Origin of the sequence: Halomonas campaniensis, assembly GCF_014193375.1 — a bacterium.
GTDB classification, from domain to species: Bacteria; Pseudomonadota; Gammaproteobacteria; order Pseudomonadales; family Halomonadaceae; genus Halomonas; species Halomonas campaniensis.
In genome coordinates, this window is sequence record NZ_JACHZF010000013.1 from 86,050 (window position 1) to 106,847 (window position 20,798).

Annotated in this window: 17 protein-coding genes; 5 read left to right on the top strand and 12 right to left on the bottom strand. The window is 70.4% G+C overall.

The window, feature by feature from the left end; translation table 11 throughout:
- From BDK63_RS10425 to BDK63_RS10435, 3 genes are read right to left on the bottom strand one after another with little or no spacing between them, the layout of a single operon-like run.
- Positions 1-1,449 (bottom strand): N-acetylmuramoyl-L-alanine amidase, encoded by a 1,449-nt coding sequence (locus BDK63_RS10425; protein ID WP_183331621.1) that lies wholly within the window; start codon positions 1,447-1,449, stop codon positions 1-3.
- Positions 1,446-1,964, bottom strand: coding sequence for a tRNA (adenosine(37)-N6)-threonylcarbamoyltransferase complex ATPase subunit type 1 TsaE (gene tsaE, locus BDK63_RS10430; protein ID WP_183331623.1), 519 nt, complete (start codon positions 1,962-1,964; stop codon positions 1,446-1,448). The genes BDK63_RS10425 and tsaE overlap by 4 nt, the downstream gene beginning before the upstream one ends.
- Complete coding sequence (locus BDK63_RS10435) at positions 1,945-3,474, bottom strand: NAD(P)H-hydrate dehydratase (RefSeq protein WP_183331625.1); 1,530 nt, start codon at positions 3,472-3,474, stop codon at positions 1,945-1,947. Before BDK63_RS10435 ends, tsaE begins: the two co-directional genes overlap by 20 nt.
- A 112-nt stretch (positions 3,475-3,586) precedes the next feature.
- On the opposite strand from BDK63_RS10435, the gene queG reads away from it, so the two are divergent.
- Positions 3,587-4,690 carry a tRNA epoxyqueuosine(34) reductase QueG gene (gene queG, locus BDK63_RS10440; protein ID WP_183331628.1) on the top strand — a complete coding sequence of 368 codons (1,104 nt, stop codon included), beginning with the start codon at positions 3,587-3,589 and terminating at the stop codon, positions 4,688-4,690.
- 179 nt (positions 4,691-4,869) lie between these two features.
- Here the strand turns inward: queG and orn are convergent, their stop codons facing one another.
- On the bottom strand, positions 4,870-5,463 hold the full coding sequence (gene orn / locus BDK63_RS10445) for an oligoribonuclease (protein WP_183331630.1): 594 nt from the start codon (positions 5,461-5,463) through the stop codon (positions 4,870-4,872).
- Positions 5,464-5,553: 90 nt separating this feature from the next.
- Here orn and rsgA point away from each other — a divergent pair, with 90 nt between their 5' ends.
- From rsgA to asd, 3 genes are read left to right on the top strand one after another with little or no spacing between them, the layout of a single operon-like run.
- Positions 5,554-6,588: a small ribosomal subunit biogenesis GTPase RsgA gene (gene rsgA / locus BDK63_RS10450; RefSeq protein WP_183331632.1), complete on the top strand. Its 1,035-nt coding sequence runs from the start codon at positions 5,554-5,556 to the stop codon at positions 6,586-6,588.
- A 10-nt stretch (positions 6,589-6,598) separates the two neighbouring features.
- A complete protein-coding gene (locus tag BDK63_RS10455; RefSeq protein ID WP_183331635.1) occupies positions 6,599-7,429 on the top strand; it encodes a sulfurtransferase in 831 nt (276 codons plus the stop codon).
- Positions 7,430-7,456: 27 nt separating this feature from the next.
- Positions 7,457-8,323 carry an archaetidylserine decarboxylase gene (gene asd, locus BDK63_RS10460; RefSeq protein ID WP_183331637.1) on the top strand — a complete coding sequence of 289 codons (867 nt, stop codon included), beginning with the start codon at positions 7,457-7,459 and terminating at the stop codon, positions 8,321-8,323.
- A 170-nt stretch (positions 8,324-8,493) separates the two neighbouring features.
- Here asd and epmA read toward each other — a convergent pair whose 3' ends face one another.
- Positions 8,494-9,483 carry an EF-P lysine aminoacylase EpmA gene (gene epmA / locus BDK63_RS10465; protein ID WP_183331639.1) on the bottom strand — a complete coding sequence of 330 codons (990 nt, stop codon included), beginning with the start codon at positions 9,481-9,483 and terminating at the stop codon, positions 8,494-8,496.
- A gap of 177 nt (positions 9,484-9,660) precedes the next feature.
- Entirely contained in the window at positions 9,661-10,227 is a 567-nt protein-coding gene (efp, locus tag BDK63_RS10470) for an elongation factor P (protein ID WP_183331641.1), read from the bottom strand.
- A gap of 120 nt (positions 10,228-10,347) precedes the next feature.
- On the opposite strand from efp, the gene epmB reads away from it, so the two are divergent.
- Entirely contained in the window at positions 10,348-11,382 is a 1,035-nt protein-coding gene (gene epmB / locus BDK63_RS10475) for an EF-P beta-lysylation protein EpmB (RefSeq protein WP_183331643.1), read from the top strand.
- A 126-nt stretch (positions 11,383-11,508) separates the two neighbouring features.
- Here epmB and leuA read toward each other — a convergent pair whose 3' ends face one another.
- The 6 genes from leuA to BDK63_RS10505 all read right to left on the bottom strand — a co-directional run bounded on the left by leuA (position 11,509) and on the right by BDK63_RS10505 (position 20,785).
- Entirely contained in the window at positions 11,509-13,215 is a 1,707-nt protein-coding gene (gene leuA, locus BDK63_RS10480; protein ID WP_183331645.1) for a 2-isopropylmalate synthase, read from the bottom strand.
- 348 nt (positions 13,216-13,563) lie between these two features.
- Positions 13,564-14,394 (bottom strand): ion transporter, encoded by an 831-nt coding sequence (locus tag BDK63_RS10485; RefSeq protein WP_183331647.1) that lies wholly within the window; start codon positions 14,392-14,394, stop codon positions 13,564-13,566.
- On the bottom strand, positions 14,391-15,620 hold the full coding sequence (gene serB / locus BDK63_RS10490) for a phosphoserine phosphatase SerB (RefSeq protein ID WP_183331650.1): 1,230 nt from the start codon (positions 15,618-15,620) through the stop codon (positions 14,391-14,393). The genes BDK63_RS10485 and serB overlap by 4 nt, the downstream gene beginning before the upstream one ends.
- Positions 15,621-15,769: 149 nt before the next feature.
- Positions 15,770-18,034, bottom strand: a complete 2,265-nt coding sequence (gene parC / locus BDK63_RS10495) for a DNA topoisomerase IV subunit A (protein ID WP_183331652.1) — start codon at positions 18,032-18,034, stop codon at positions 15,770-15,772.
- A gap of 192 nt (positions 18,035-18,226) precedes the next feature.
- Positions 18,227-20,107 (bottom strand): DNA topoisomerase IV subunit B, encoded by a 1,881-nt coding sequence (gene parE / locus BDK63_RS10500; RefSeq protein WP_183331654.1) that lies wholly within the window; start codon positions 20,105-20,107, stop codon positions 18,227-18,229.
- Positions 20,108-20,149: 42 nt separating this feature from the next.
- Complete coding sequence (locus BDK63_RS10505; protein ID WP_183331656.1) at positions 20,150-20,785, bottom strand: YqiA/YcfP family alpha/beta fold hydrolase; 636 nt, start codon at positions 20,783-20,785, stop codon at positions 20,150-20,152.
- Between the last annotated feature and the right edge of the window lie 13 nt (positions 20,786-20,798).

A 20,798-nucleotide genomic window follows, 5' to 3' on the forward strand; every position in this document is an offset into this window, starting at 1 on the left:
TCAGGAACGGGGAATGCGCAGCACCTGGCCCACCCGGATCACGTCACCGTTGAGCTCGTTGGCCTGCTTCAGCTGGGCGACCGGCACCCCGTGGCGCTCGGCGATCTGGGAGAGGGTGTCGCCCGGGCGGATGCGATACTCGTTGCCCGCCGTGCTGCGCTGGTTGTCGCGCTGCCAGGCCAGCAGGCTGGCGGGGGGCGGGTTGCGCTGGAAGTGGTCGCTCAGGCCGGTGAAGATGGCCCGCGCCAGCCCCTGCTGGTGGGTCGGGTCGCGCAGCCGGCGCTCCTCGTCGGGGTTGGAGATGAAGCCGGTCTCGATCAGCAGCGAGGGGATGTCGGGCGACTTGAGCACCATGAAGCCCGCCTGCTCCACCCGCGACTTGTGCAGCCGGTTCACGCCACCCAGCCGGTCGAGCACCTGGCCGCCGATGGCCAGGGAGTCGTTGAGCGTCGCGGTCATGGTCAGGTCGAGCAGCACGCCGCGCAGCACCTCGTCCTTGTCCTTGAGCGACAGGCTGCCGTCGACGCCGCCGATCAGGTCGGCACGGTTCTCGCTCTCGGCCAGCCACTGGGCGGTCTCGGAGGTGGCCCCGCGCTGGGAGAGCGCATAGACGGAGCTGCCGTTGGGACGCGGGCTGTTGAAGGCGTCGGCATGGATGGAGACGAAGAAGTCGGCCTTCTGCTCGCGGGCGATCTGGGTGCGCTGGCGAAGCCCGACGTAGTAGTCGCCATCGCGAATCATCACCGCCCGGAACCCCTCGGTCTCGTTGACCAGACGCTGCAGGCGCCGCGAGATCTCCATCACCACGTCCTTCTCGCGGGTACCGCCGGGCCCGATGGCTCCGGGGTCCTCGCCGCCGTGGCCGGGGTCGATGGCGATGATGATGTCGCGCTTGGGGTGCGGCTGGGCCTGCTGCAGCGCCACGGCGGGCTCGGGCGCCACCCGGGCGGCGCTGCCCCCCGCCTCGGCCCGGGCCCGGCTGGCGACGATCTCCTGCTCGCGGATCATCGCCTCGATGGGGTCGATGGGGTCCTCCACCGCGCTCTCGCCGGGATACTCCAGGTCCACCACCAGGCGGTGGCCGTACTGGTCGTTGGGGGCCAGGGTGAAGTGGCGGGGCTCGACCTCGCGCTCGAGCTCCAGCACCACGCGCAGGCCGTTGCCGTCGCGCACCCCGCTGCGGATGCGGCTGATCGCGCTGCCGGTGAGGTCGACGCCGGCCAGGTCGGCGGCCATGCGGCTGTCGTCGAGGTCGATCACCAGGCGACGCGGGTTGTCGAGCCCGAAGACGCTGGCCCGGGTCGGCGAGGCGAGGTCGAACACCAGCCGGGCATGGTCCGGCGCGGCCCACAGGCGCACGTTGTCGACCTGGCCCGCCTGGAGAGGCGCCAGGGGAAGCAGCAGCAGGGCCGCCGCGGCCAGGCAGCGCAGGAGGCGTCGGCTGTTCATCGCGTCGACTCGCCCTCCACTTCGCGGCTGCCGGCCGCGGGGTGACAGTCGGCCAGCGCGGGCATCGCCTCGAGCCGCGCCAGCACCTGCCGGCCATGGTCGCTCTCGGCCTCGAGACGCGCCTCGCGGCCGCTGCCCGAGAGGGTCAGGGTGATCCGCAGGTCCGGCCTCGGCAGCCACCCCTCGCCGCGCCCGGGCCATTCGATGATGCAGAGGGCGTCATCGGCGAGCAGGTCGCGGCCGCCGATGAACTCGAGCTCCTCGGGGTCGCCGAGGCGATAGAGGTCGAAGTGGTGAACCCGCACGCCGTCGAGCACGTAGGGCTCGACCAGGGTGTAGGTGGGGCTCTTCACCGCTCCGCGGTGGCCGCAGGCCCTGAGGATGCCGCGGGTCAGGGTGGTCTTGCCGGCCCCCAGCTCCCCCTCGAGGTAGACCCGCCCCACGCCCTCCAGGGCCTGCCCCAGGCACTCGCCCAGCAGGATCTGGCGGTCTTCGTCATCGAGTCGCAGCAGCATCGTCCTTGCCCATCGTCGGGTTGACCAGAATTCGCGCATAGGATGCCAGATCGCCGGCCAGCAGACCACGCTCCCCGGCATCGCGGGCCGCCAGGTCGGCAGCCCGGGCGTGCAGCAGCACGCCGAGCCGCGCGGCGGCCTCCAGCGGCAGCCCCTGGGCCAGCAGCGCCCCCAGCATCCCGCAGAGCGCATCGCCCATGCCGCCGCTGGCCATGCCGGGATTGCCGAAGGGGCAGACGGCGACCCCTTCCGGCCCGGCCACCAGGGTGCCGGCGCCCTTGAGCACCACCACCCCGCCCCAGCGCTCGCGCAGCGCCTGCACGGCGGCGGGCCGGTCGGCCTCCACCTCGGCGGCCCCGATGCCCAGCAGGCGCGCCGCCTCGCCGGGATGGGGGGTGAGGATCCAGCCGTCGCGCTGCAGCCCGGCGAAGCGCGTCGCCAGCAGGTTGAGGCCGTCGGCATCCACCACCAGCGGCCGGTCGGCGTCCAGGGCGGCCTGGAGCATGGCCTGGCCCCAGCTGCCCTGGCCAAGCCCGGGGCCCACCACCAGCGCGTCGGCCAGCGCCGGCAGGCCGCCCAGGTCGGCGGCGCCGCGCACGCCGTGGGCCATCACCTCGGGGCGGCGCACCAGGCTGGCCGTGACGTGCGCAGGCGCGGTGGCCAGGCTGACCTTGCCGGCACCCATCCGGGCGCAGGCCTCGGCGGCGAGCAGCGCCGCCCCGCCGAAGCCCGGCGCACCGCCGAGGATCAGCGCGTGGCCGCAGTCGCCCTTGTGGGCGGCGCGGGGGCGAGGCGGCAGCCAGGCATCGACCAGCCTCGCCTCCAGCAGCCGGGCCGCCGGGACGAGGTCGGCCTCGGCCGCCGCGTCCACGCCCAGGTCGCGGAAGACCCGGTCGCCGACGTGGTCGGCGGCGGCCCCGGTGTAGAGCCCCAGCTTGTCGCCGATGAAGGTGACCGTGGCGGAGGCCTTGACCGCCTCGCCCAGCACCGCGCCGGTGTCGGCATGCAGCCCGGAGGGAATGTCGATGGCCAGCACCGGCCTGCCGCTGGCGTTGACCGCCGCGATGGCCTCGCGGCAGGCACCGCGCACCTCGCCCGAGAGCCCCGTGCCCAGCAGGGCATCGACCAGCAGCTCGCCGCGCAGGGCCATGCCGGCCTCCCAGGGCTCGGCGGCGACGCCCGCCGCCGTGGCCATGTCGGCGGCACGCCGGGCGTCGCCGGCGAGTTCATCGATGCCCTTGAGCAGGACACGCTGCACGGCCAGCCCCTCGGCGGCGGCCAGCGCCGCGAGCACGTGGCCATCGCCGCCGTTGTTGCCGGCGCCGCACAGCACCGTCAGCGAGCGCACCTCGGGCCAGCGCGCACGCAGCACCTGCCAGGCGGCGGCGCTGGCGCGCTGCATCAGCGCGAACCCCTCGAGGCCGGCGGCGATGGTGCGCCGGTCGAGCTCGCGCACCTGGTCGGCGCGGTAGAGCGGATGCAGCGACGGGGCGGATCGAGTGTCGGCCATGCGATGTCTCCCTGGGCCCGATGCTTTACCATGGCGGTAGTTAGAGAACAGTGTAAAGCCTCCGCGGCCGGCGCCAAGTGATGCCGGCCCCCTGCACGGTGTTTCCGCGATCATGAGCTCCTCGTCTGCCCCCGACGACGCCACCGACCTGCGCCCCCTGGCCGACCGCATCAAGGCCTGGGGACGCGAGCTCGGCTTCCAGCAGGTGGGCATCACCGACATCGACCTGGCCGAGGACGAGGCCCGCCTGGCGCGCTGGCTGGCGGCCGGCCATCACGGCGAGATGGGCTTCATGGCCAAGCACGGCACCCGGCGCACCCGCCCCGCCGAGCTGGTCCCGGGGACCCTGCGGGTGATCAGCGTGCGGCTTGACTACCTGCCCGCCGAGGTGGAAACCGCCAAGGTGCTGGGCCAGCCGGAGACCGCCTACGTCTCGCGCTATGCCACCGGCCGCGACTACCACAAGCTGATGCGCAAGCGCCTGGCCGCGCTCGCCCGGCGGATCGAGGCCGAGGCGGGCCCCTTCGGCTACCGCGCCTTCGTGGACTCGGCGCCGGTGATGGAGCGGGCGCTGGCGCGCAAGGCGGGGCTCGGCTGGTTCGGCAAGAACGCCATGCTGCTGAACCCGAAGGCGGGCTCGCTGTTCTTCCTGGGCGAGCTCTACACCGATCTGCCGCTGCCGGTGGACGCGCCCTTCGACGGCGACCACTGCGGCAGCTGCAGCGCCTGCCGTACGGCCTGCCCCACCGGCGCCATCGTCGAGGACCGGGTGGTGGACGCCCGGGCCTGCATCTCCTACCTCACCATCGAGCTTCACGGCGCCATTCCCGAGCGCTTTCGTGCGGCCATGGGCAACCGGGTGTTCGGCTGCGACGACTGCCAACTGGTCTGCCCCTTCACGCGCTTCACCCGCGTCACCCGGGAGGCCGACTTCGCCCCCCGCCACGACCTGGACCGCGCCCGCCTGGTCACGCTCTTCGCCTGGGGCGAGGGGGAGTTCCTCGAGAAGACCGCCGGCAGCCCGCTGCGCCGCATCGGCTACGAGCGCTGGCTGCGCAACCTCGCCGTGGGGCTCGGCAACGCCCCCTGGAGCGAGGCCGTGGAGGCCGCCCTGTGGGCGCGGCTGCCCTACCCCTCCGACTTGGTGCGCGAGCACGTGCGCTGGGCGCTGGCCCGCCAGCGGGAGAAGCGCCGAGCGTTGATTACCCGCGGCTGACCCCAAATTACCCTCCTACAATACGCCTCATCCACAAGCGCCTATCGCCCTGTAGGAGGCCAACTTGTTGGGCGATGGAGGCCGCAGGCCTCCCGCGCGGGGTCTCCCCCACCCTGGCAACACCGCCGGGCGCCTGCGGCGCCGGTCGCGCAGCAAGCTGCCCGCCTACAGAGCCGGCGCTACTCTTCTTCGTCGCTCTCGGCGTCAGCCAGGCGCAGGAAGGTGGTGCGGTAGTGGGCAAGCTCGGCGATGGACTCCTTGATGTCATCCATGGCCAGGTGCACGTTGCGCTTCTGGAAGCCCGCCATGGCGCCAGGGTTCCAGCGCTTCGCCAGCTCCTTGAGGGTGGAGACATCCAGGTTGCGGTAGTGGAAGAAGGCCAGCAGCTCGGGCATCTCGCGCTCCAGGAAGCGGCGATCCTGGTGGACGCTGTTGCCGCACATGGGCGAGGTGCCGGGCGCCACGTGCTCGCGCAGGAACTCGAGGGTATGCCGCTCGGCCTCGGCGGTATCGATGGTGCTCGCCTTCACGCGGGCCGTCAGGCCCGACTCGCCGTGGGTCTTCGTGCACCAGGCATCCATGCCGTCGAGCAGGCTGTCGGGCTGCTTCACGGCGATCACCGGGCCCTCGGCCACGACGTTGAGCTCGGCATCGGTGACCAGGGTGGCCACCTCGATGATGCGTTCACGGTCGGGGTCGAGACCGGTCATCTCCAGGTCGATCCATACCAGGCGGTGCTGGCGGGGGTCCTTGGCGTCGTTGCTGTGGCTCATGGGGAATCCTTGGAGGGCGCCGTGCGGTTCGCGACAGCGGGCGCCTTGGGTGAGTACAATAGCCCCCATTGTAACGAGCTTCGGGCCTCCATGAGCAAACGCAAGCTGAGCCGCCAGCAGCGCTGGCGTATCGACAAGATCCAGGCCGAACGCGCCGCCCGCGCCGCGCGGAAGGACGAGCAGGACAGCGAGAAGCTGGCCGCCGGCGAGTATGGCCCCGAGCAGCCCGGCCGGGTGACCGCCCACTTCGGCCGCACCCTGGACGTGCGCCCCGAGGCGGGCGGCCAGGCGGTACGCTGCCACCTGCGGGCCAACCTGGAGGGGCTCGTCACCGGGGACCGGGTCATCTGGCGCGGCCGCCAGGATCCCGCGGGCCATACCGTGGAGGGCGTGGTGGTGGCCCGGGGCGAGCGTGACAGCGTGCTGGAGCGCCCCGACGCCCGCGGCCAGCTCAAGCCGGTGGCCGCCAACATCGACCAGATCCTGATCGTCTTCGCCGTGGAGCCGGCGCCCCACGCCAACCTGATCGACCGCTACCTGGTGGCCGCCGAGGCCACCGGCATCGCCCCGGTGCTGGTGCTCAACAAGATCGACCTGCTGCCCGAGACGGGCGGCGAGCTGCGCGACCTGCTGGCACGCTACGAGGCACTGGGCTACCCGGTGGTGTCGACCACCACCGAGCGCGAGGACGGCCTCTCGGCCCTGCATGCCCGCCTGGCCGGACGCACCTCGGTGTTCGTGGGCCAGAGCGGGGTGGGCAAGTCCTCGCTGATCGACCGGCTGCTGCCCGACGAGGAACTTCGCATCGGTGCGCTGTCGAAGGATTCGCGCAAGGGAACCCACACCACCACCACGGCGCGCCTCTATGCCCTGCCCGCGGCGGCGGGTGGCGAGCTGATCGACTCCCCGGGAATCCGCGAGTTCGGGCTGGTCCACCTCGACGAGCAGCAGGTCGCCGAAGGCTTCATCGAGTTCCGTGACCACCTCGGGCGCTGCCGTTTCCGCGACTGCCGCCATCGCCACGAGCCGGGCTGTGCGCTGCTCGAGGCGGTGGAGCGGGGCGAGATCGACCCCGAGCGCTTTGCCAGCTATCGCCGCATCGTCGACTCGCTAGCACAAGGATAGGAGAGCCTCCATGAGTTCCGAAGACAACCTGCTGCCCCTGATCGTCGAGCCCGACCGCCTCGCCGAGCACCTCGACGAGCCCTCGCTGCTGATCATCGACGTGCCGCTCCGGGCCGAGAGCTATGCCGAGGGCCACGTGCCCGGCGCCGTGTTCCTCGACAAGGGCCGGCTGATGCGCGGCGAAGGCGACGTGCCCTGCCGCGAGCCCACGGTGGCGCAGCTCTCGGCGCTGTTCAGCGAGCTCGGCCTGACCCGGGACACCCACGTGGTGGCCTATGACGACGAGGGCGGCGGCTGGGCCGGCCGCCTGCTCTGGACCCTGGAGCTGATCGGCCATACCCGCTACTCCTACCTCAACGGCGGCATCCACGCCTGGCGCGAGGCCGGCCAGCCGGTCGCCACGGAGCCCACCGCTCCGCGGCCCAGCGACTACGAGGCGGAGCTGCTCCACCCCGAGGTCCTCATCGACCGCGCCGAACTCGTCGAGCGCCTGGGCGAGAAGGGCTTCGCGGTCTGGGACGCCCGCTCCCCCGCAGAGTACCGCGGCGAGAAGGGCGACAACCGGCGCCTGGGCCATATCCCCGGCGCGGTCAACATGGAGTGGACCGAGGCCATGGACCGCGAGCGCGCCCTGCGCCTGCGCGACTACGCCGAGTTGATCACCGAGCTAGAGGCGCTGGGGCTGACCCCCGACATGGAGGTCGTCACCCACTGCCAGAGCCACCACCGCAGCGGCTTCACCTGGCTGGTCGGCCGCGCGCTGGGCTTCGAGAAGATCCGTGGCTATGCCGGCTCCTGGAAGGAGTGGGGCAACCGCGATGACACCCCGATCGAGAAATAGCTCTCGAGCACAGAAACAGGAACGCCCTTGTCACTCTCCCGGCTCTTTGCCCTGATCCAGTACCCCCTGCCCCACCACCTGCTCTCGCGCCTGGTGGGGCGCCTCGCCGACTGTCGCCAGCCCTGGCTGAGGAACCGCCTGGTCGGGGCCTTCATCCGCCAGTTCAAGGTCGACATGAACGAGGCCGCCGAGCCCGACCCGACGGCCTACGCCACCTTCAACGACTTCTTCACCCGGGCGCTGAAGGACGGCGCGCGCCCCATCGGCGAGGGGGTGGTGAGCCCCGCCGACGGGCGGCTGTCGCAGTTCGGTTCCATCGAGGCCGGCCAGCTGCTGCAGGCCAAGGGGCACCACTTCTCGGCCATGGAGCTGCTGGGCGGCGACGGCGAGGCGGCACGGCGCTACCTGGGCGGCAGCTTCGCTACGGTCTACCTCTCCCCCAGCGACTACCATCGGGTCCACATGCCGGTGAGCGGCACCCTGACGGAGATGGTCTATGTGCCCGGCCGGCTCTTCTCGGTGAACGCCGCGACCACCGAGCATGTGCCGAACCTCTTCGCCCGCAACGAGCGCCTGGTGTGCCACTTCGACACCGAGCACGGCCCCATGGCGATGGTGCTGGTGGGGGCGATGATCGTCGCCGCCATCGAGACGGTGTGGGCCGGCCAGGTCACCCCGCTCTCCGGCGAGGTCCAGCGCACCCGCTTCGACACGCCGGTGCGGCTCGAGAAGGGCGCGGAGATGGGTCGCTTCAAGCTCGGCTCCACGGTGGTGATGGCCTTCGCCGAGCCGGTGGCCTTCGCCGACGCCCTCGCGCCCGGCGCCAAGGTGCAGATGGGGCAGTCGCTGGGGAGCTTTTCAGGAGCTTCGCAGAATAGTGTGAATGTTAGTTAAGGCTGAGCACTTCTTGTGGGAGCTGGGCTTTGCCCGGCGAATGGAGACCGAAGGGCTCCCAGGCGGCATTTGCTAACGCCAGCAACTTTGCCGGGGCGCCTCCGGCGCCATTCGCTCGGGGAACCCGAGCTCCCACTGGTTAACTTCGCTAGCATTTGCTGAGAATCTTCTTAGCAGCGCGGCGTGGCGAAGGCCATCACCTCCGCCACGCTCGACTGGCCCAGCGCCAGCTGGATCAGCCGGTCGATGCCCAGCGCCACCCCGCTCCCCTCGGGCATGCCGTGGGCAAGTGCCGCCAGCAGGCGCGCGTCCACGTCCACCTCCGGCAGTCCCGCCGCCCGCCGGGCGGCGTTGTCCTCGGCAAAGCGCGCGGCCTGCTCGGCGGCATCGGTCAGCTCGTCGTAGCCGTTGGCCAGCTCCAGCCCCTCGAGATAGAGCTCGAAGCGCGACGCCACCCACGCGCCATCCTCCGGGTCGCGATGGCGCCGCGCCAGGGCCGCCTGGCTCGCCGGGTAGTCCACCACCACGTCGATGCCTTCGCGGCCCAGCTGCGGCTCGATCACGAGGCTCATGAGCAGGTCGAGGCAGTCGTCCCGGAGGGCATCGGCCATGGCCAGCCCGCCCTTCTCCTCGGCCAGGCGGCGCAGGTCGGCCAGCGGCGCGGTGAACGGGTCGACGGCCAGGGCCTCCCGGAACAGCTCACGGTAGCGCCGGCGGCGCAGCGGCCCCGCCTCATCCCCCGGTTCCCGGCCCAGCACCCGGCGCACCAGCGCGGCCGTCTCCTCGATCAGCGCGTCGAGGGTAACGCCGGGGCGATACCACTCCAGCATGGTGAACTCGAGGTTGTGGCGCCGCCCCACCTCGCCGTCGCGAAAGCAGCGCGCCAGCTGGAAGATGGGCCCGGCGCCGGCCGCCAGCAGCCGCTTCATGGCGAACTCCGGCGAGGTCTGCAGCCAGAGCCGCTCGCGGCCGGCCGGCGTGGTCGCCTCGGCCGAGAGCGACGCCAGGTGCGGGTCGGTGCTGCCGCCGTGGCCCAGCACCGGGGTCTCCACCTCCAGCACGCCGCGCTCGGCGAAGAAGGCCCGCACCTCGGCCAGCAGCCGCGCGCGCTCGCGCAGGGTCTCGATGGAGGCAGTGGGCTGCCAGTCGGGCACCGACATGGGAAGCTCCCGGAACAGGGAGAAGGAACCTGCTGCAGGAGGGCAACTCGTTGCGCGCCTGGCGCCGCCAGGCGCCCAAGGTGTCGGCAGCCATGGGTGGCTGCCGCAGGGAGGCCTTCGGCCTCCGTTCGCCCAGCGGAGCTGGCCTCCTACAGATTCAGGAACAAAGCGGGAAAATCAAGCGCGAGAGACGTATTCGCCGCTGCGCGTATCGACCTTCAGCACTTCGCCCTGGTTGATGAACAGCGGCACGCGAACCACGGCGCCGGAGGAGAGGGTCGCCGGCTTGGAGCCGCCCTGGGCGGTATCGCCCTTCAGGCCCGGGTCGGTCTCGACCACCTCCAGCTCGATGAAGTTGGGCGGGGTCACGCTGATGGCGTTGTCGTTCCACAGGGTCACGGTGTAGACCACCTGCTCCTTGAGCCACTTCTCGGTGTCACCCAGGGCCTTCTTCTCCACCGGATACTGCTCGAAGGAGCCGTCGGTCTTCATGAAGTACCACATCTCGCCGTCGTTGTAGAGGTACTCCATGTCCAGGTCCATCACGTCGGCGCCTTCCAGGCTTTCCCCCGACTTGAAGGTGCGCTCCCAGACACGACCGGTCATCAGGTTGCGCAGCTTGACGCGGTTGAAGGCCTGGCCCTTGCCCGGCTTCACGAACTCGTTCTCGACGATCGAGCAGGGATCGCCGTCCAGCATCACCTTCAGACCGCCCTTGAATTCGTTGGTAGAATAGTTCGCCATGATCTCTCACCCATATCGTAGCGCGCCACCGGCAACGGCCGGTGGCGCACCCATGCAAACGAAGTTCGACGAGGCCCTCCTGTCGGGAGCCGGCCTCGCCCGTGTTGACTGGTGTGCCGCATGATAACCCGAAGCCCCATCCTTTTGCAGCGTCACGACGAGACCGAACCGCTGCCCGTGCCGCCCGCCTGGCAGGCGCAGCTGGCGGGGGCCATCCGCGATCCGGCCGAGCTGTGCCGGCGCCTGGGGCTCGACGCGCGCTGGCACCCCGGCGCCGAGGCGGGCCATGCCCTCTTCGAGGTCCGGGTGCCCGAGGCCTTCCTGGTCCGCATGCGACCGGGTGACCCGACCGACCCCCTGCTGCGCCAGGTGCTGCCGCTGGGCGAGGAAGCCGTGCCGGCCCCCGGTTTCGTGGCCGACCCCCTGCAGGAGGCCGCGCATACCCCGGCTCGCGGGCTGATCCACAAGTACGACGGCCGGGTGCTGCTGATCGCCAGCCCCGCCTGCGCGGTCAACTGCCGCTACTGCTTCCGCCGCCACTTCCCCTACGGCGACAACGCGCCGTCCCGGGCCCAGTGGGAGGCCACGCTGGACACCCTGCGCGACGACCCGACGATCCGCGAGGCGATCCTCTCCGGCGGCGACCCGCTGGCCGCCAGCGACCGGCAGCTGGCCTGGCTGGTGAATCGCCTCGAGGCGATCCCGCACCTGACGCGCCTGCGCCTGCACACCCGCCTGCCGGTGGTGATCCCGGATCGGGTCGACGATGCCCTGCTCGACTGGCTCGGCAAGACCCGCCTGCAGAAGGTGCTGGTCCTGCATGTCAACCACGCCAACGAGATCGATGACGCCGTCGTCGCGGCCTGCGCTCGGCTCAAGGCGGCAGGCGTGACCCTGCTCAACCAGAGCGTGCTGCTGCGCGGGGTCAACGACTCGCGGGACGCCCTGGCCGCGCTCTCCGAGCGGCTCTTCGAGGCCGGCGTGCTGCCCTACTACCTCCACGTGCTCGACCCGGTGGCCGGCGCGGCCCACTTCGACGTCTCCGACGACCAGGCCCGCGAACTGGTCGCGGGCCTGAGAGACATGCTGCCGGGGTTCCTGGTGCCGCGGCTGGTCAGGGAGATCCCCGGCGAGGGAAGCAAGACGCCGCTGTAGGAGGCCAATTTATTGGGCGATGGAGGCCGCAGGCCTCCCGGCGGTGGCCCGATGAGCCGGGACAACACCGCCATGGCGCCTGCGGCGCCAGTCGCGCAGCAGAGCTGCCCTCCTACAGAAACGGCGTTATGCCAGCGACGCGGCGGTCACATTGGCCGCCGGCGCCTGGGTCGAGAGCTTGCGGTTGATGGCACTCATCACCGCTTTCATGGAGGCGCTGGTGATGCTCTCGTCGGTGCCGACGCCGAACACCGCCTCGCCGTCGATGCGCACCTCCACGTAGGCGATCGCCTCGGCATCGGAGCCCTGGCCACGGGAATGCTCGTGGTAGTCGATGATCTCCACGTCGTGGCCGGCGGCGGCCAGCGCCTTGATGAAGGCCGCCAGCGGGCCGTTGCCCTGGCCGGCGAGGGTACGGCGCTCGCCGCGCTCCTCGATGGTGGCCTCCAGGGTGACGGTGGGGCTGTCGGGCTCCGAGGAGAGCCGGTGGCTGACCAGGCCGAAGGGCGAGGTCTGCTCTAGGTACTCGTCGGCGAAGGCCTGGTAGATCATCTGCGAGGTGATCTCCCTGCCCGTGCGGTCGGCCACCTCCTGCACCACCTGGCTGAACTCGATGGAGAGGCGGCGCGGCAGCTCGATGCCGTGCTCCTGCTCGAGCAGGTAGGAGACCCCGCCCTTGCCGGACTGGCTGTTGACGCGGATCACCGCCTCGTAGCTGCGGCCCACGTCCAGCGGGTCGATGGGCAGGTAGGGCACGTCCCAGACGGCCTCCGGATGGGCGCGGCGCTCGGCCATGCCCTTCTTGATGGCATCCTGGTGGGAGCCGGAGAAGGCGGTGAACACCAGGTCGCCCACGTAGGGGTGGCGCGGGTGCACCGGCAGCTGGTTGCAGTACTCCACCTCGCGCATGACCGGCGTGATGTTGGAGAAGTCGAGGCCCGGATGCACCCCCTGGGTGTACAGGTTCATCGCCAGGGTGACGAGGTCCACGTTACCGGTGCGCTCGCCGTTGCCGAACAGGGTGCCCTCGACGCGGTCGGCGCCGGCCATCAGGGTCAGCTCGGCGGCGGCCACGCCGGTGCCGCGGTCGTTGTGGGGATGCACGCTGACGATCAGGGCGTCGCGGTCCTTCACGTGGCGGCAGAACCACTCGATCTGGTCGGCGTAGTTGTTGGGGGTCGCCGCCTCCACGGTGGCCGGCAGGTTGACGATCATCTTCTTCTCGGCACTGGCGCCGAAGGTCTCCATCACCGCCTCGACGATCTCCCGGGCGAACTCCATCTCGGTGGTGGTGAACAGCTCCGGGGAGTACTGGAAGGTCCAGTTCGTCTCCGGCGCCTCCTCCATGCGCTGCTTGATGCGCGCGGTGGCGTCCACGGCGATCTGGATGCACTCGGCCTTGTCGACCCCGAACACCACCCGGCGGAACATCGGGTCGGTGGCGTTGTAGACGTGGACGATGGCGTTCTTCGCCCCCTTGAGCGCCTCGAAGGTGCGGTCGATCAGGTGGTCGCGGGCCTGGGTCAGCACCTGGATGGTGACGTCAGCGGGGATCTTGCCGTTCTCGATCAGCGAGCGCACGAAGTCGAAGTCGGTCTGGGAGGCCGAGGGGAAGCCCACCTCGATCTCCTTGAAGCCGATCTTCACCAGCAGGTCGAAGAGGCGCTGCTTGCGCTCCTGGTCCATGGGATCGATCAGCGACTGGTTGCCGTCACGCAGGTCGACGCTGGTCCAGATCGGCGGCTTCTCGATGCGACGGTTGGGCCACTGGCGATCGGGCAGGTCGACGGCGACGAAGGGGCGGTACTTGGCGGCGGGGTTGTCGAGCATCATGGCGGCGGTCTCCCTGGACTGGCGGTGCGGCACTCTGGCGAATACGGCTCACAAACGGCAACGCCCCGACGGCCGGGGGCCGGTCGGGGCGTTGCGCGCGGTATCGGACACGACGAAACCGCGAACACGACGGTGTTCGCGGCGATTCGGCGCGGACTGGCATTCGATGGAACGACGGAAAGTGATGGCTGACATGGTACGACCTCGTTTCGACCGGGACCTTCTGGCGAAGGACGATGGCGATGCAGGCGGCATCGCCCACGCTCTCAGGAGCGGGCTAGTAGTCGTAGGTCGAGGTCGTACGCCGTCATGTTCATGGCCATAGAGAATCAAGGTTGGGCGGCTTTGTCAACTCCGGCGTTCGAGCATCCGCTCCATCCGCGAGAGCTGGTCGCGCAGTTCGCGCACGTCGTCGCGCAGGCCGTGCAGCTCCGCGGCCTCCCCCTCCCCGCTCTCCAGCTCGATGGCCAGGCTCTCCTTCTGCATCACGTCGAGCACGATGCCGATCATCATGTTGAGGAAGATGAAGGCGTTGAGGAAGATGAAGGTGAGGAAATAGATCCAGGCGTAGGGGTAGTGCTCCATGGTCGGGTAGAGCACCGCCGTGGCCCAGCTCTCGAAGGTCGCCACCTGGAACAGCGTCAGCATCGCCAGCGAGATATTCCCCCACAGCTTCTCGTCGACGCTGGCGAACAGGAAGCTGCCGATGGCGCCGTAGATGTAGAAGATGATGAACATCAGCAGGGCCACGTAGCCCATGCGCGGGATCGACTTGAACAACGCGGCGATCAGCAGGCGCAGCTCGGGGATCATCGACACCAGGCGCAGCACCCGGAAGATGCGCAGCAGGCGCGCCAGCAGCACCATCTCCGAGTCGTCCATGGGGATCAGGCTGGCGGTGACGATCAGGAAGTCGAAGATGTTCCAGCCCTTGCGGAAGAAGTCCCGCAGGCGCCGCTCGGCGGCCATGCGGATCAGGATCTCCACCAGGAAGAACACCGTGACCGCCACGTCGAGCCACAGGATCCACTCCTGGAAGGGACTCACCTCCTCCTCGTAGGTCTTGGCACCGATCAGCAGCGCCGAGACCACGATGATGGTGATCACCGTCAGCTCGAAGGCCTTGTTCGAGCGCAGCCGCTCGAAGCGGTCGCGCCAGATCTCGAAGGTGTCGCTCACTCCCCCCGCTCCTCCAGGTCCACCTGGCGATAGCCGATCAGGTAGAGCACCGCATCGATGCCGAGCGTCGAGATGGAGTGGCTGGCCTGGGCGCGCACCAGCGGCTTGGCGCGGAAGGCGATGCCGAGCCCCGCCGCCGCGAGCATCTTGAGGTCGTTGGCGCCGTCACCCACGGCGATGGTCTGCTCCATGGCGAGCCCCTCCCGGGCGGCGATCTCACGCAGCAGCTGCGCCTTGCGGTCGGCGTCGAGGATCGGCTCGCGCACCTCGCCGGTCACCTTGCCGTTCTCGATCACCAGCTCGTTGGCGTGGATCTCGTCGAAGCCGAGGGTCTGCTGCAGGTGGCGGGCGAAGTAGGTGAAGCCGCCGGAGAGGATGGCGGTGCGATAGCCCAGCCGCTTGAGCTGCCTCATCAGCCGCTCGACGCCGTCCATCAGCGGCAGGTCCCGGGCGATCTCGGCCAGCACCGACTCGTCGAGGCCACGGAGCTTGGCCATGCGCTCGCGGAAGCTCTGCTGGAAGTCGAGCTCGCCGCGCATGGCCCGCTCGGTGACCTCGGCCACCTCGTCATAGACGCCGTGGCGGCGGGCCAGCTCGTCGATCACCTCGGCCTGGATCAGGGTGGAGTCCATGTCGAAGCAGACCAGCCGCCGGTGCCGGCGCCAGATGGAGTCCTCCTGGAGGGCGATGTCGACGCCGTGCATGGCGCCCAGCGCCAGGGCCTTCTCGCGCAGGGCGTCGAGGTCGACCTCGTCGCCGCGCAGCCAGCACTCCACGCAGGCGCCCTGGATGCTCTGGTGGTCGCGGGGCACGCCGCCGTCCAGCGGTTCGCGGCCGGAGAGCCGGTGGATCAGCTCCACGGTGAGGCCGTGCTCGGCGGTGAGCGCCCCCACCTCGGCCAGGATGCCGGCGGGCAGGTGCGGCGCCAGCAGCGTCAGGATCAGCCGCGGCCGGCTGGCCTGGCTGCTCCAGCGCTGGTAGTCCTCGGCGCTGACCTGGATCGCCTGGACGTCGAGGCCCAGCTCGTCGCCCACGGCGGACAGCGCGGCCTCCAGGTCGCTGTCGTGGTCGAGCCCCACCAGGGCCTCCAGGGAGAGCATGTCGAAGGTCACGCTCTGGTTGATGTCCAGCAGCCGGGCGCCGCTTGCGGCCAGCGCCTTGCCCAGGCCGGCCAGCTGGCCGGGTCGAGCCGCGCCGGTGGCGCGGATCAGTATGCGTCGTGTCATGGTTGCCTCAGGAGCTCTCTCATTTCCGCGGCTGACCCGGTGACAGGCCTTCGAGGAGGCGCTGTGAACCCTTCCCTGGGCGCTACCGACGCCATCCCTGGCGTAGGACCTCCTCTACGACCTGCCTCCGGCGCCGCGGAACCATCTTGTCAGGTGTCGCCGTTCAACGCTTCCAACCTGTCGACCTTCTGCAGGCCGCGGGGCAGCTTGCTGCCGCGCCGGCCGCGCTCGCCACGATAGTAATCCAGGTCGGCGGCCTTGAGGGTCAGGTGGCGCTTGCCGGCATGGATCACCAGGCTGGCGCCCGCCGGCAGCACCACCAGGTCGCGGACGAACTCCTCGCGCCGTGCCGCCCGGGCGCCGGGAATGTCGATCATCTTGTTGCCCTTGCCCTTGGCCATCTCGGGCAGCTGCTCGAGGGGGAAGAGCAGCAGGCGTCCCTCGTTGGAGACCGCCGCCACGCAGACGCCCTCGGGGGTGTCGGGGACCCGGCAGGGGGGCAGCACGTTGCAGCCCTTGGGCACGCTGAGCACCCCCTTGCCGGACTTGTTCTTGCCGACCAGCTCCTCGAGCCGGGCGACGAAGCCGTAGCCGCCGTCGGAGGCGAGCAGGAAGCGCGACGCCGGCGGCGCCAGCATGACGCCGGCCATATGGGCGCCGGCCACCACGTTGACGCGGCTGGTCACCGGCTCGCCCTGCCCCCGGGCGCTGGGCAGGTTGTGGGCCTGCAGGGTGTAGGCACGGCCGGTGTCGTCGAGCAGCACCAGGGGCTGGTTGGTCTTGCCCCGGGCGGCGAGATGGAACCGGTCGCCGGCCTTGTAGGAGAGCCCCGCCGGGTCGATCTCGTGCCCCTTGGCACTGCGGATCCAGCCCTTCTCGGAGAGCACCACGGTGACCGGGTCCGCCCCCACCAGCTCCACCTCGGAGAGCGCGCGCGCTTCCTCGCGTTCGACGATGGGCGAGCGGCGCGGGTCGCCGTGGGCCTCGGCGGCGGCGCGCAGCTCCTCCTCGATCAGGTCGGTGAGCTTGGCCTCGTTGCCGAGCAGCTCCTGGAGCCGCTTGCGCTCGGCCTCGAGCTCCTCCTGCTCGCCGCGGATCTTCATCTCCTCGAGCCTCGCCAGGTGGCGCAGGCGCAGCTCGAGGATCGCCTCGGCCTGGCGGTCGGAGAGTCCGAAGGCCGCCATCAGGGCGGGCTTGGGCTCCTCCTCCTCGCGGATGATGCGGATCACCTCGTCGATATTGAGGTAGGCGATCAGCAGCCCCTCGAGGAGGTGCAGGCGGTCCTCGACCTTGCCCAGGCGGTGCTCCAGGCGGCGGCGCACGGTGCTGCGCCGGAAGCGCAGCCACTCGCCGAGCAGGTCGGGCAGCGGCATCACCCGCGGCCGGCCGTCCAGGCCGATCACGTTCATGTTGACGCGGATGTTCTTCTCGAGGTCGGTGGTGGCGAACAGGTGCGCCATCAGCGCCTCGATGTCGACGCGGTTGGAGCGCGGTTCGATCACCAGCCGGGTCGGTTCCTCGTGGGTCGACTCGTCGCGCAGGTCCGCCACCATGGGCAGCTTCTTGGCCTGCATCTGGGCGGCGATCTGCTCGAGGATCTTGGCCCCGCTGACCTGGTAGGGCAGCGCGGTGACCACGATGCTGCCCTCCTCCATCACGTAGCGGGCGCGCAGCTTCACCGAGCCGCGACCGCTCTCGTAGAGCTTCCGCAGGTCGGCGCGGGAGGTGATGATCTCGGCCTCGCTGGGAAAGTCCGGCGCCGGCAGGTGCTGGACCAGGTCGGCGGTGGTGGCCTCGGGGTGGCGCAGCAGGTGGCAGGTGGCCTCGACCACCTCGCCCACGTTGTGGGGCGGGATGTCGGTGGCCATGCCCACGGCGATGCCGGTGCCGCCGTTGAGCAGCACGTGGGGCAGCCGCGCCGGCAGCACCACCGGCTCGTTCATGGTGCCGTCGAAGTTGGGGGTCCAGTCCACGGTGCCCTGGCCCAGCTCGGCGAGCAGCACCTCGGCGAACTTCGACAGTCGCGCCTCGGTGTAGCGCATGGCGGCGAAGGACTTGGGATCGTCGGGGCTGCCCCAGTTGCCCTGGCCGTCCACCAGCGGGTAGCGGTAGCTGAAGGGCTGGGCCATCAGCACCATCGCCTCGTAGCAGGCGCTGTCGCCGTGGGGGTGGAACTTGCCCAGCACGTCGCCCACGGTGCGCGCCGACTTCTTGTACTTGGCGTTGGCACCCAGCGCCAGCTCGCGCATGGCGTAGACGATGCGCCGCTGCACCGGCTTCATGCCGTCGCCGATATGGGGCAGCGCCCGGTCGAGGATGACGTACATCGAGTAGTCGAGGTACGCCTTCTCGGTGTATTCGCGCAGCGAGAGGCGCTCGACGTCGCCCTCCGCCACCTGGATATCCATGCTCATACGGTATGCCCCTGGTCAGGGTGTCCAAAATCGTTGGCTGTATTCCCTCGCGGCTGATCCGGCGACAGGCCATCGGGGAGGCGCTGTGAACCCATCCCTGGGCGCTACCGATGCCATCCCTGGCATAGGACCTCCCCTCCGACCTGTCCCCGGCGCCGCTCGCCCTTGGCGCTTGTGGCGTGGCGCTCGGCGCTATACCTCTATGTCAGCGAGGTTGCCGTAGTCCTCGAGCCAGCTCTTGCGGTCGGAGGCACGCTTCTTGGCCAGCAGCATGTCCATCATCTCCATGGTGCCGTCGCCCACCTCGCGGGTGAGCTGCACCAGCCGGCGGGTCTCCACCGCCATGGTGGTCTCGCGCAGCTGCAGCGGGCTCATCTCGCCCAGGCCCTTGAAGCGCTGCACGTTCACGGTGCCGCGCTTGCCCTCGAGCCGGCGCAGGATCGCCGCCTTCTCGCTCTCGTCCAGGGCATAGAAGACCTCCTTGCCGAGGTCGATGCGGTAGAGCGGCGGCATCGCCACGTAGACATGGCCGGCATCCACCAGCGCCGGGAAGTGGCGCACGAAGAGCGCGCAGAGCAGCGTGGCGATGTGCAGGCCGTCGGAGTCGGCATCGGCGAGGATGCAGATCTTGTGGTAGCGCAGCTTGGAGAGGTCGTCACTGCCCGGGTCCATGCCGACGGCCACGGCGATGTCGTGGACCTCCTGGGAGCCGTAGATGTCGTGGGACTCCACCTCCCAGGTGTTGAGGATCTTGCCGCGCAGCGGCAGGATCGCCTGGCTCTCGCGGTTGCGCGCCTGCTTGGCGCTGCCGCCGGCGGAGTCGCCCTCCACCAGGAAGAGCTCGCTCGTCGCCGGGTCCTGGCCGGAGCAGTCGGCCAGCTTGCCGGGCAGCGCGGGGCCGGAGGTGACCTTCTTGCGGGCCACCTTCCTGGCGCTCTTCTGGCGGCGCTGGGCGGCGTTGATCACCAGCTCGGCAAGGGCCTCGGCCTGGTCCACGTGGTGGTTGAGCCACAGCGAGAAGGCGTCCTTGACCACCCCGGAGACGAAGCCCGCCACGGTGCGCGACGACAGGCGCTCCTTGGTCTGGCCGGCGAACTGGGGGTCGAGCATCTTCACCGAGAGCACGTAGCTGACCCGCTCCCAGAGGTCCTCGGCGGTGAGCTTGACCCCACGCGGCAGCAGGCTTCGGTATTCGCAGAACTCGCGCAGCGCCTCGAGCAGGCCGGCGCGCAGGCCGTTGACGTGGGTGCCGCCCTGGGGCGTGGGAATCAGGTTGACGTAGCTCTCCATCAGCGGCTCACCGCCCTCGGGCAGCCACTGGATCGCCCAGTCGCAGGCCTGCTCGTCGTCGGCGAAGTGGCCGACGAAGGGCGACGGGGGCAGCACCTCATAGCCGTCGGTGGCCTGGGCCAGGTAGTCGCGCAGGCCATCCTCGTACTCCCAGGCGCTCTCGGCGCCATCGGGTTCGACCAGCACCACCCTGAGGCCCGGACAGAGCACCGCCTTGGCCCGCAGCAGGTGCTTGAGCCGCGGCAGCGACAGCCGGGGGCTGTCGAAGTAGCTCGCCTCGGGCCAGAAGCGCAGCACCGTGCCGGTGTTGCGCTTGCCCACGCTGCCGATCACCGAGAGCTGGGAGGCGGGCTCGCCGTGCTCGAAGGCGATGGCGTGGCGGCTGCCGTCGCGCAGCACCTCCACCTCGAGGCGCCGCGAGAGGGCATTGACCACCGAGACGCCCACGCCGTGCAGCCCCCCCGAGAACTGGTAGCTGGCGTTGGAGAACTTGCCGCCGGCGTGGAGCCGGGTGAGGATCAGCTCCACCCCGGAGACGCCGTGCTCGGGATGGATGTCGATGGGCATGCCGCGGCCGTCGTCGGCCACCTCGATGCCGCCATCCTCGAACAGCCGCACGGTGATCTGGCTGGCATGGCCGGCCAGCGCCTCGTCGACGCTGTTGTCGACCACCTCCTGGACCAGGTGGTTGGGGCGGCTGGTGTCGGTGTACATGCCCGGGCGCTTGCGCACCGGCTCCAGGCCGGAAAGCACCTCGATCGAGCTGGCACTGTATTGCGTCATGTGTCGTCCGGTTCCTTGTGTTGGCTGGCCTGCCGGCGGCAGTCAGGGGCTTGCCGCCACCCCCGCGAGGCGGCCCGCGGCCAGCGCATGGCCGCCGTGGGCCAGGATCGCCGGCAGGTGGTCGGCCAGCACGTCGAAGGCGTGATCGGCCCGCGGATGCAGGATCGTGCGCGCCCCGCGGTAGAGGGCAAAGGCATCGCCCGGGTCGAGCACCTCGTCGGCCGTCCCCAGCAGCAGCAGGTAGCGCCACGGCGTCACCGTCGCCGGCGTCAGCGCCTCGAGCTCGGCCAGGTGCGCCTCCCCGACGGTGAAGCGCTCGCCGGTATAGTCGTTGACGAAGGCCTCGTCGACCCAGTCGGTCACCAGCCGGGCCGGCGCCACCGCGGGGTTGATCAGCACCCCGCGCAGGCCGTGCCGCTCGGCCAGGCAGGTGGCCAGGAAGCCGCCCATGGAGCTGCCCGCCACCAGCGGCTCGGGACCGAGCTCGGCCAGGCGCGCCTCGGCCAGGGCCAGCGCCGCCCGCGGCCGGTGAGGCAGCTGTGGCGTCACGCAGGGCAGGTCCAGCGCCGCGCAGGCCCGACGCACCAGGGCCGCCTTGGGCGACCCCTCGCCGCTGTTGAAGCCGTGCAGATAGAGCACGCCGCTGGCCGGCCGTATCGCCGGGGCGGCGCTCAGCATACCGCAACCCCTG

Excerpts from the sequence above, each read along its gene's own strand:
- BDK63_RS10455 (WP_183331635.1), top strand. The coding sequence starts at position 6,599 with ATGAGTTCCGAAGACAACCTGCTGCCCCTGATCGTCGAGCCCGACCGC.
- serB (WP_183331650.1), bottom strand. The coding sequence starts at position 15,620 with ATGACACGACGCATACTGATCCGCGCCACCGGCGCGGCTCGACCCGGC.
- leuA (WP_183331645.1), bottom strand. The coding sequence starts at position 13,215 with ATGATGCTCGACAACCCCGCCGCCAAGTACCGCCCCTTCGTCGCCGTC.
- tsaE (WP_183331623.1), bottom strand. The coding sequence starts at position 1,964 with ATGCTGCTGCGACTCGATGACGAAGACCGCCAGATCCTGCTGGGCGAG.
- efp (WP_183331641.1), bottom strand. The coding sequence starts at position 10,227 with ATGGCGAACTATTCTACCAACGAATTCAAGGGCGGTCTGAAGGTGATG.
- BDK63_RS10425 (WP_183331621.1), bottom strand. The coding sequence starts at position 1,449 with ATGAACAGCCGACGCCTCCTGCGCTGCCTGGCCGCGGCGGCCCTGCTG.
- queG (WP_183331628.1), top strand. The coding sequence starts at position 3,587 with ATGAGCTCCTCGTCTGCCCCCGACGACGCCACCGACCTGCGCCCCCTG.
- BDK63_RS10435 (WP_183331625.1), bottom strand. The coding sequence starts at position 3,474 with ATGGCCGACACTCGATCCGCCCCGTCGCTGCATCCGCTCTACCGCGCC.
- BDK63_RS10505 (WP_183331656.1), bottom strand. The coding sequence starts at position 20,785 with ATGCTGAGCGCCGCCCCGGCGATACGGCCGGCCAGCGGCGTGCTCTAT.
- orn (WP_183331630.1), bottom strand. The coding sequence starts at position 5,463 with ATGAGCCACAGCAACGACGCCAAGGACCCCCGCCAGCACCGCCTGGTA.
- epmA (WP_183331639.1), bottom strand. The coding sequence starts at position 9,483 with ATGTCGGTGCCCGACTGGCAGCCCACTGCCTCCATCGAGACCCTGCGC.
- rsgA (WP_183331632.1), top strand. The coding sequence starts at position 5,554 with ATGAGCAAACGCAAGCTGAGCCGCCAGCAGCGCTGGCGTATCGACAAG.
- parC (WP_183331652.1), bottom strand. The coding sequence starts at position 18,034 with ATGAGCATGGATATCCAGGTGGCGGAGGGCGACGTCGAGCGCCTCTCG.
- epmB (WP_183331643.1), top strand. The coding sequence starts at position 10,348 with ATGATAACCCGAAGCCCCATCCTTTTGCAGCGTCACGACGAGACCGAA.
- parE (WP_183331654.1), bottom strand. The coding sequence starts at position 20,107 with ATGACGCAATACAGTGCCAGCTCGATCGAGGTGCTTTCCGGCCTGGAG.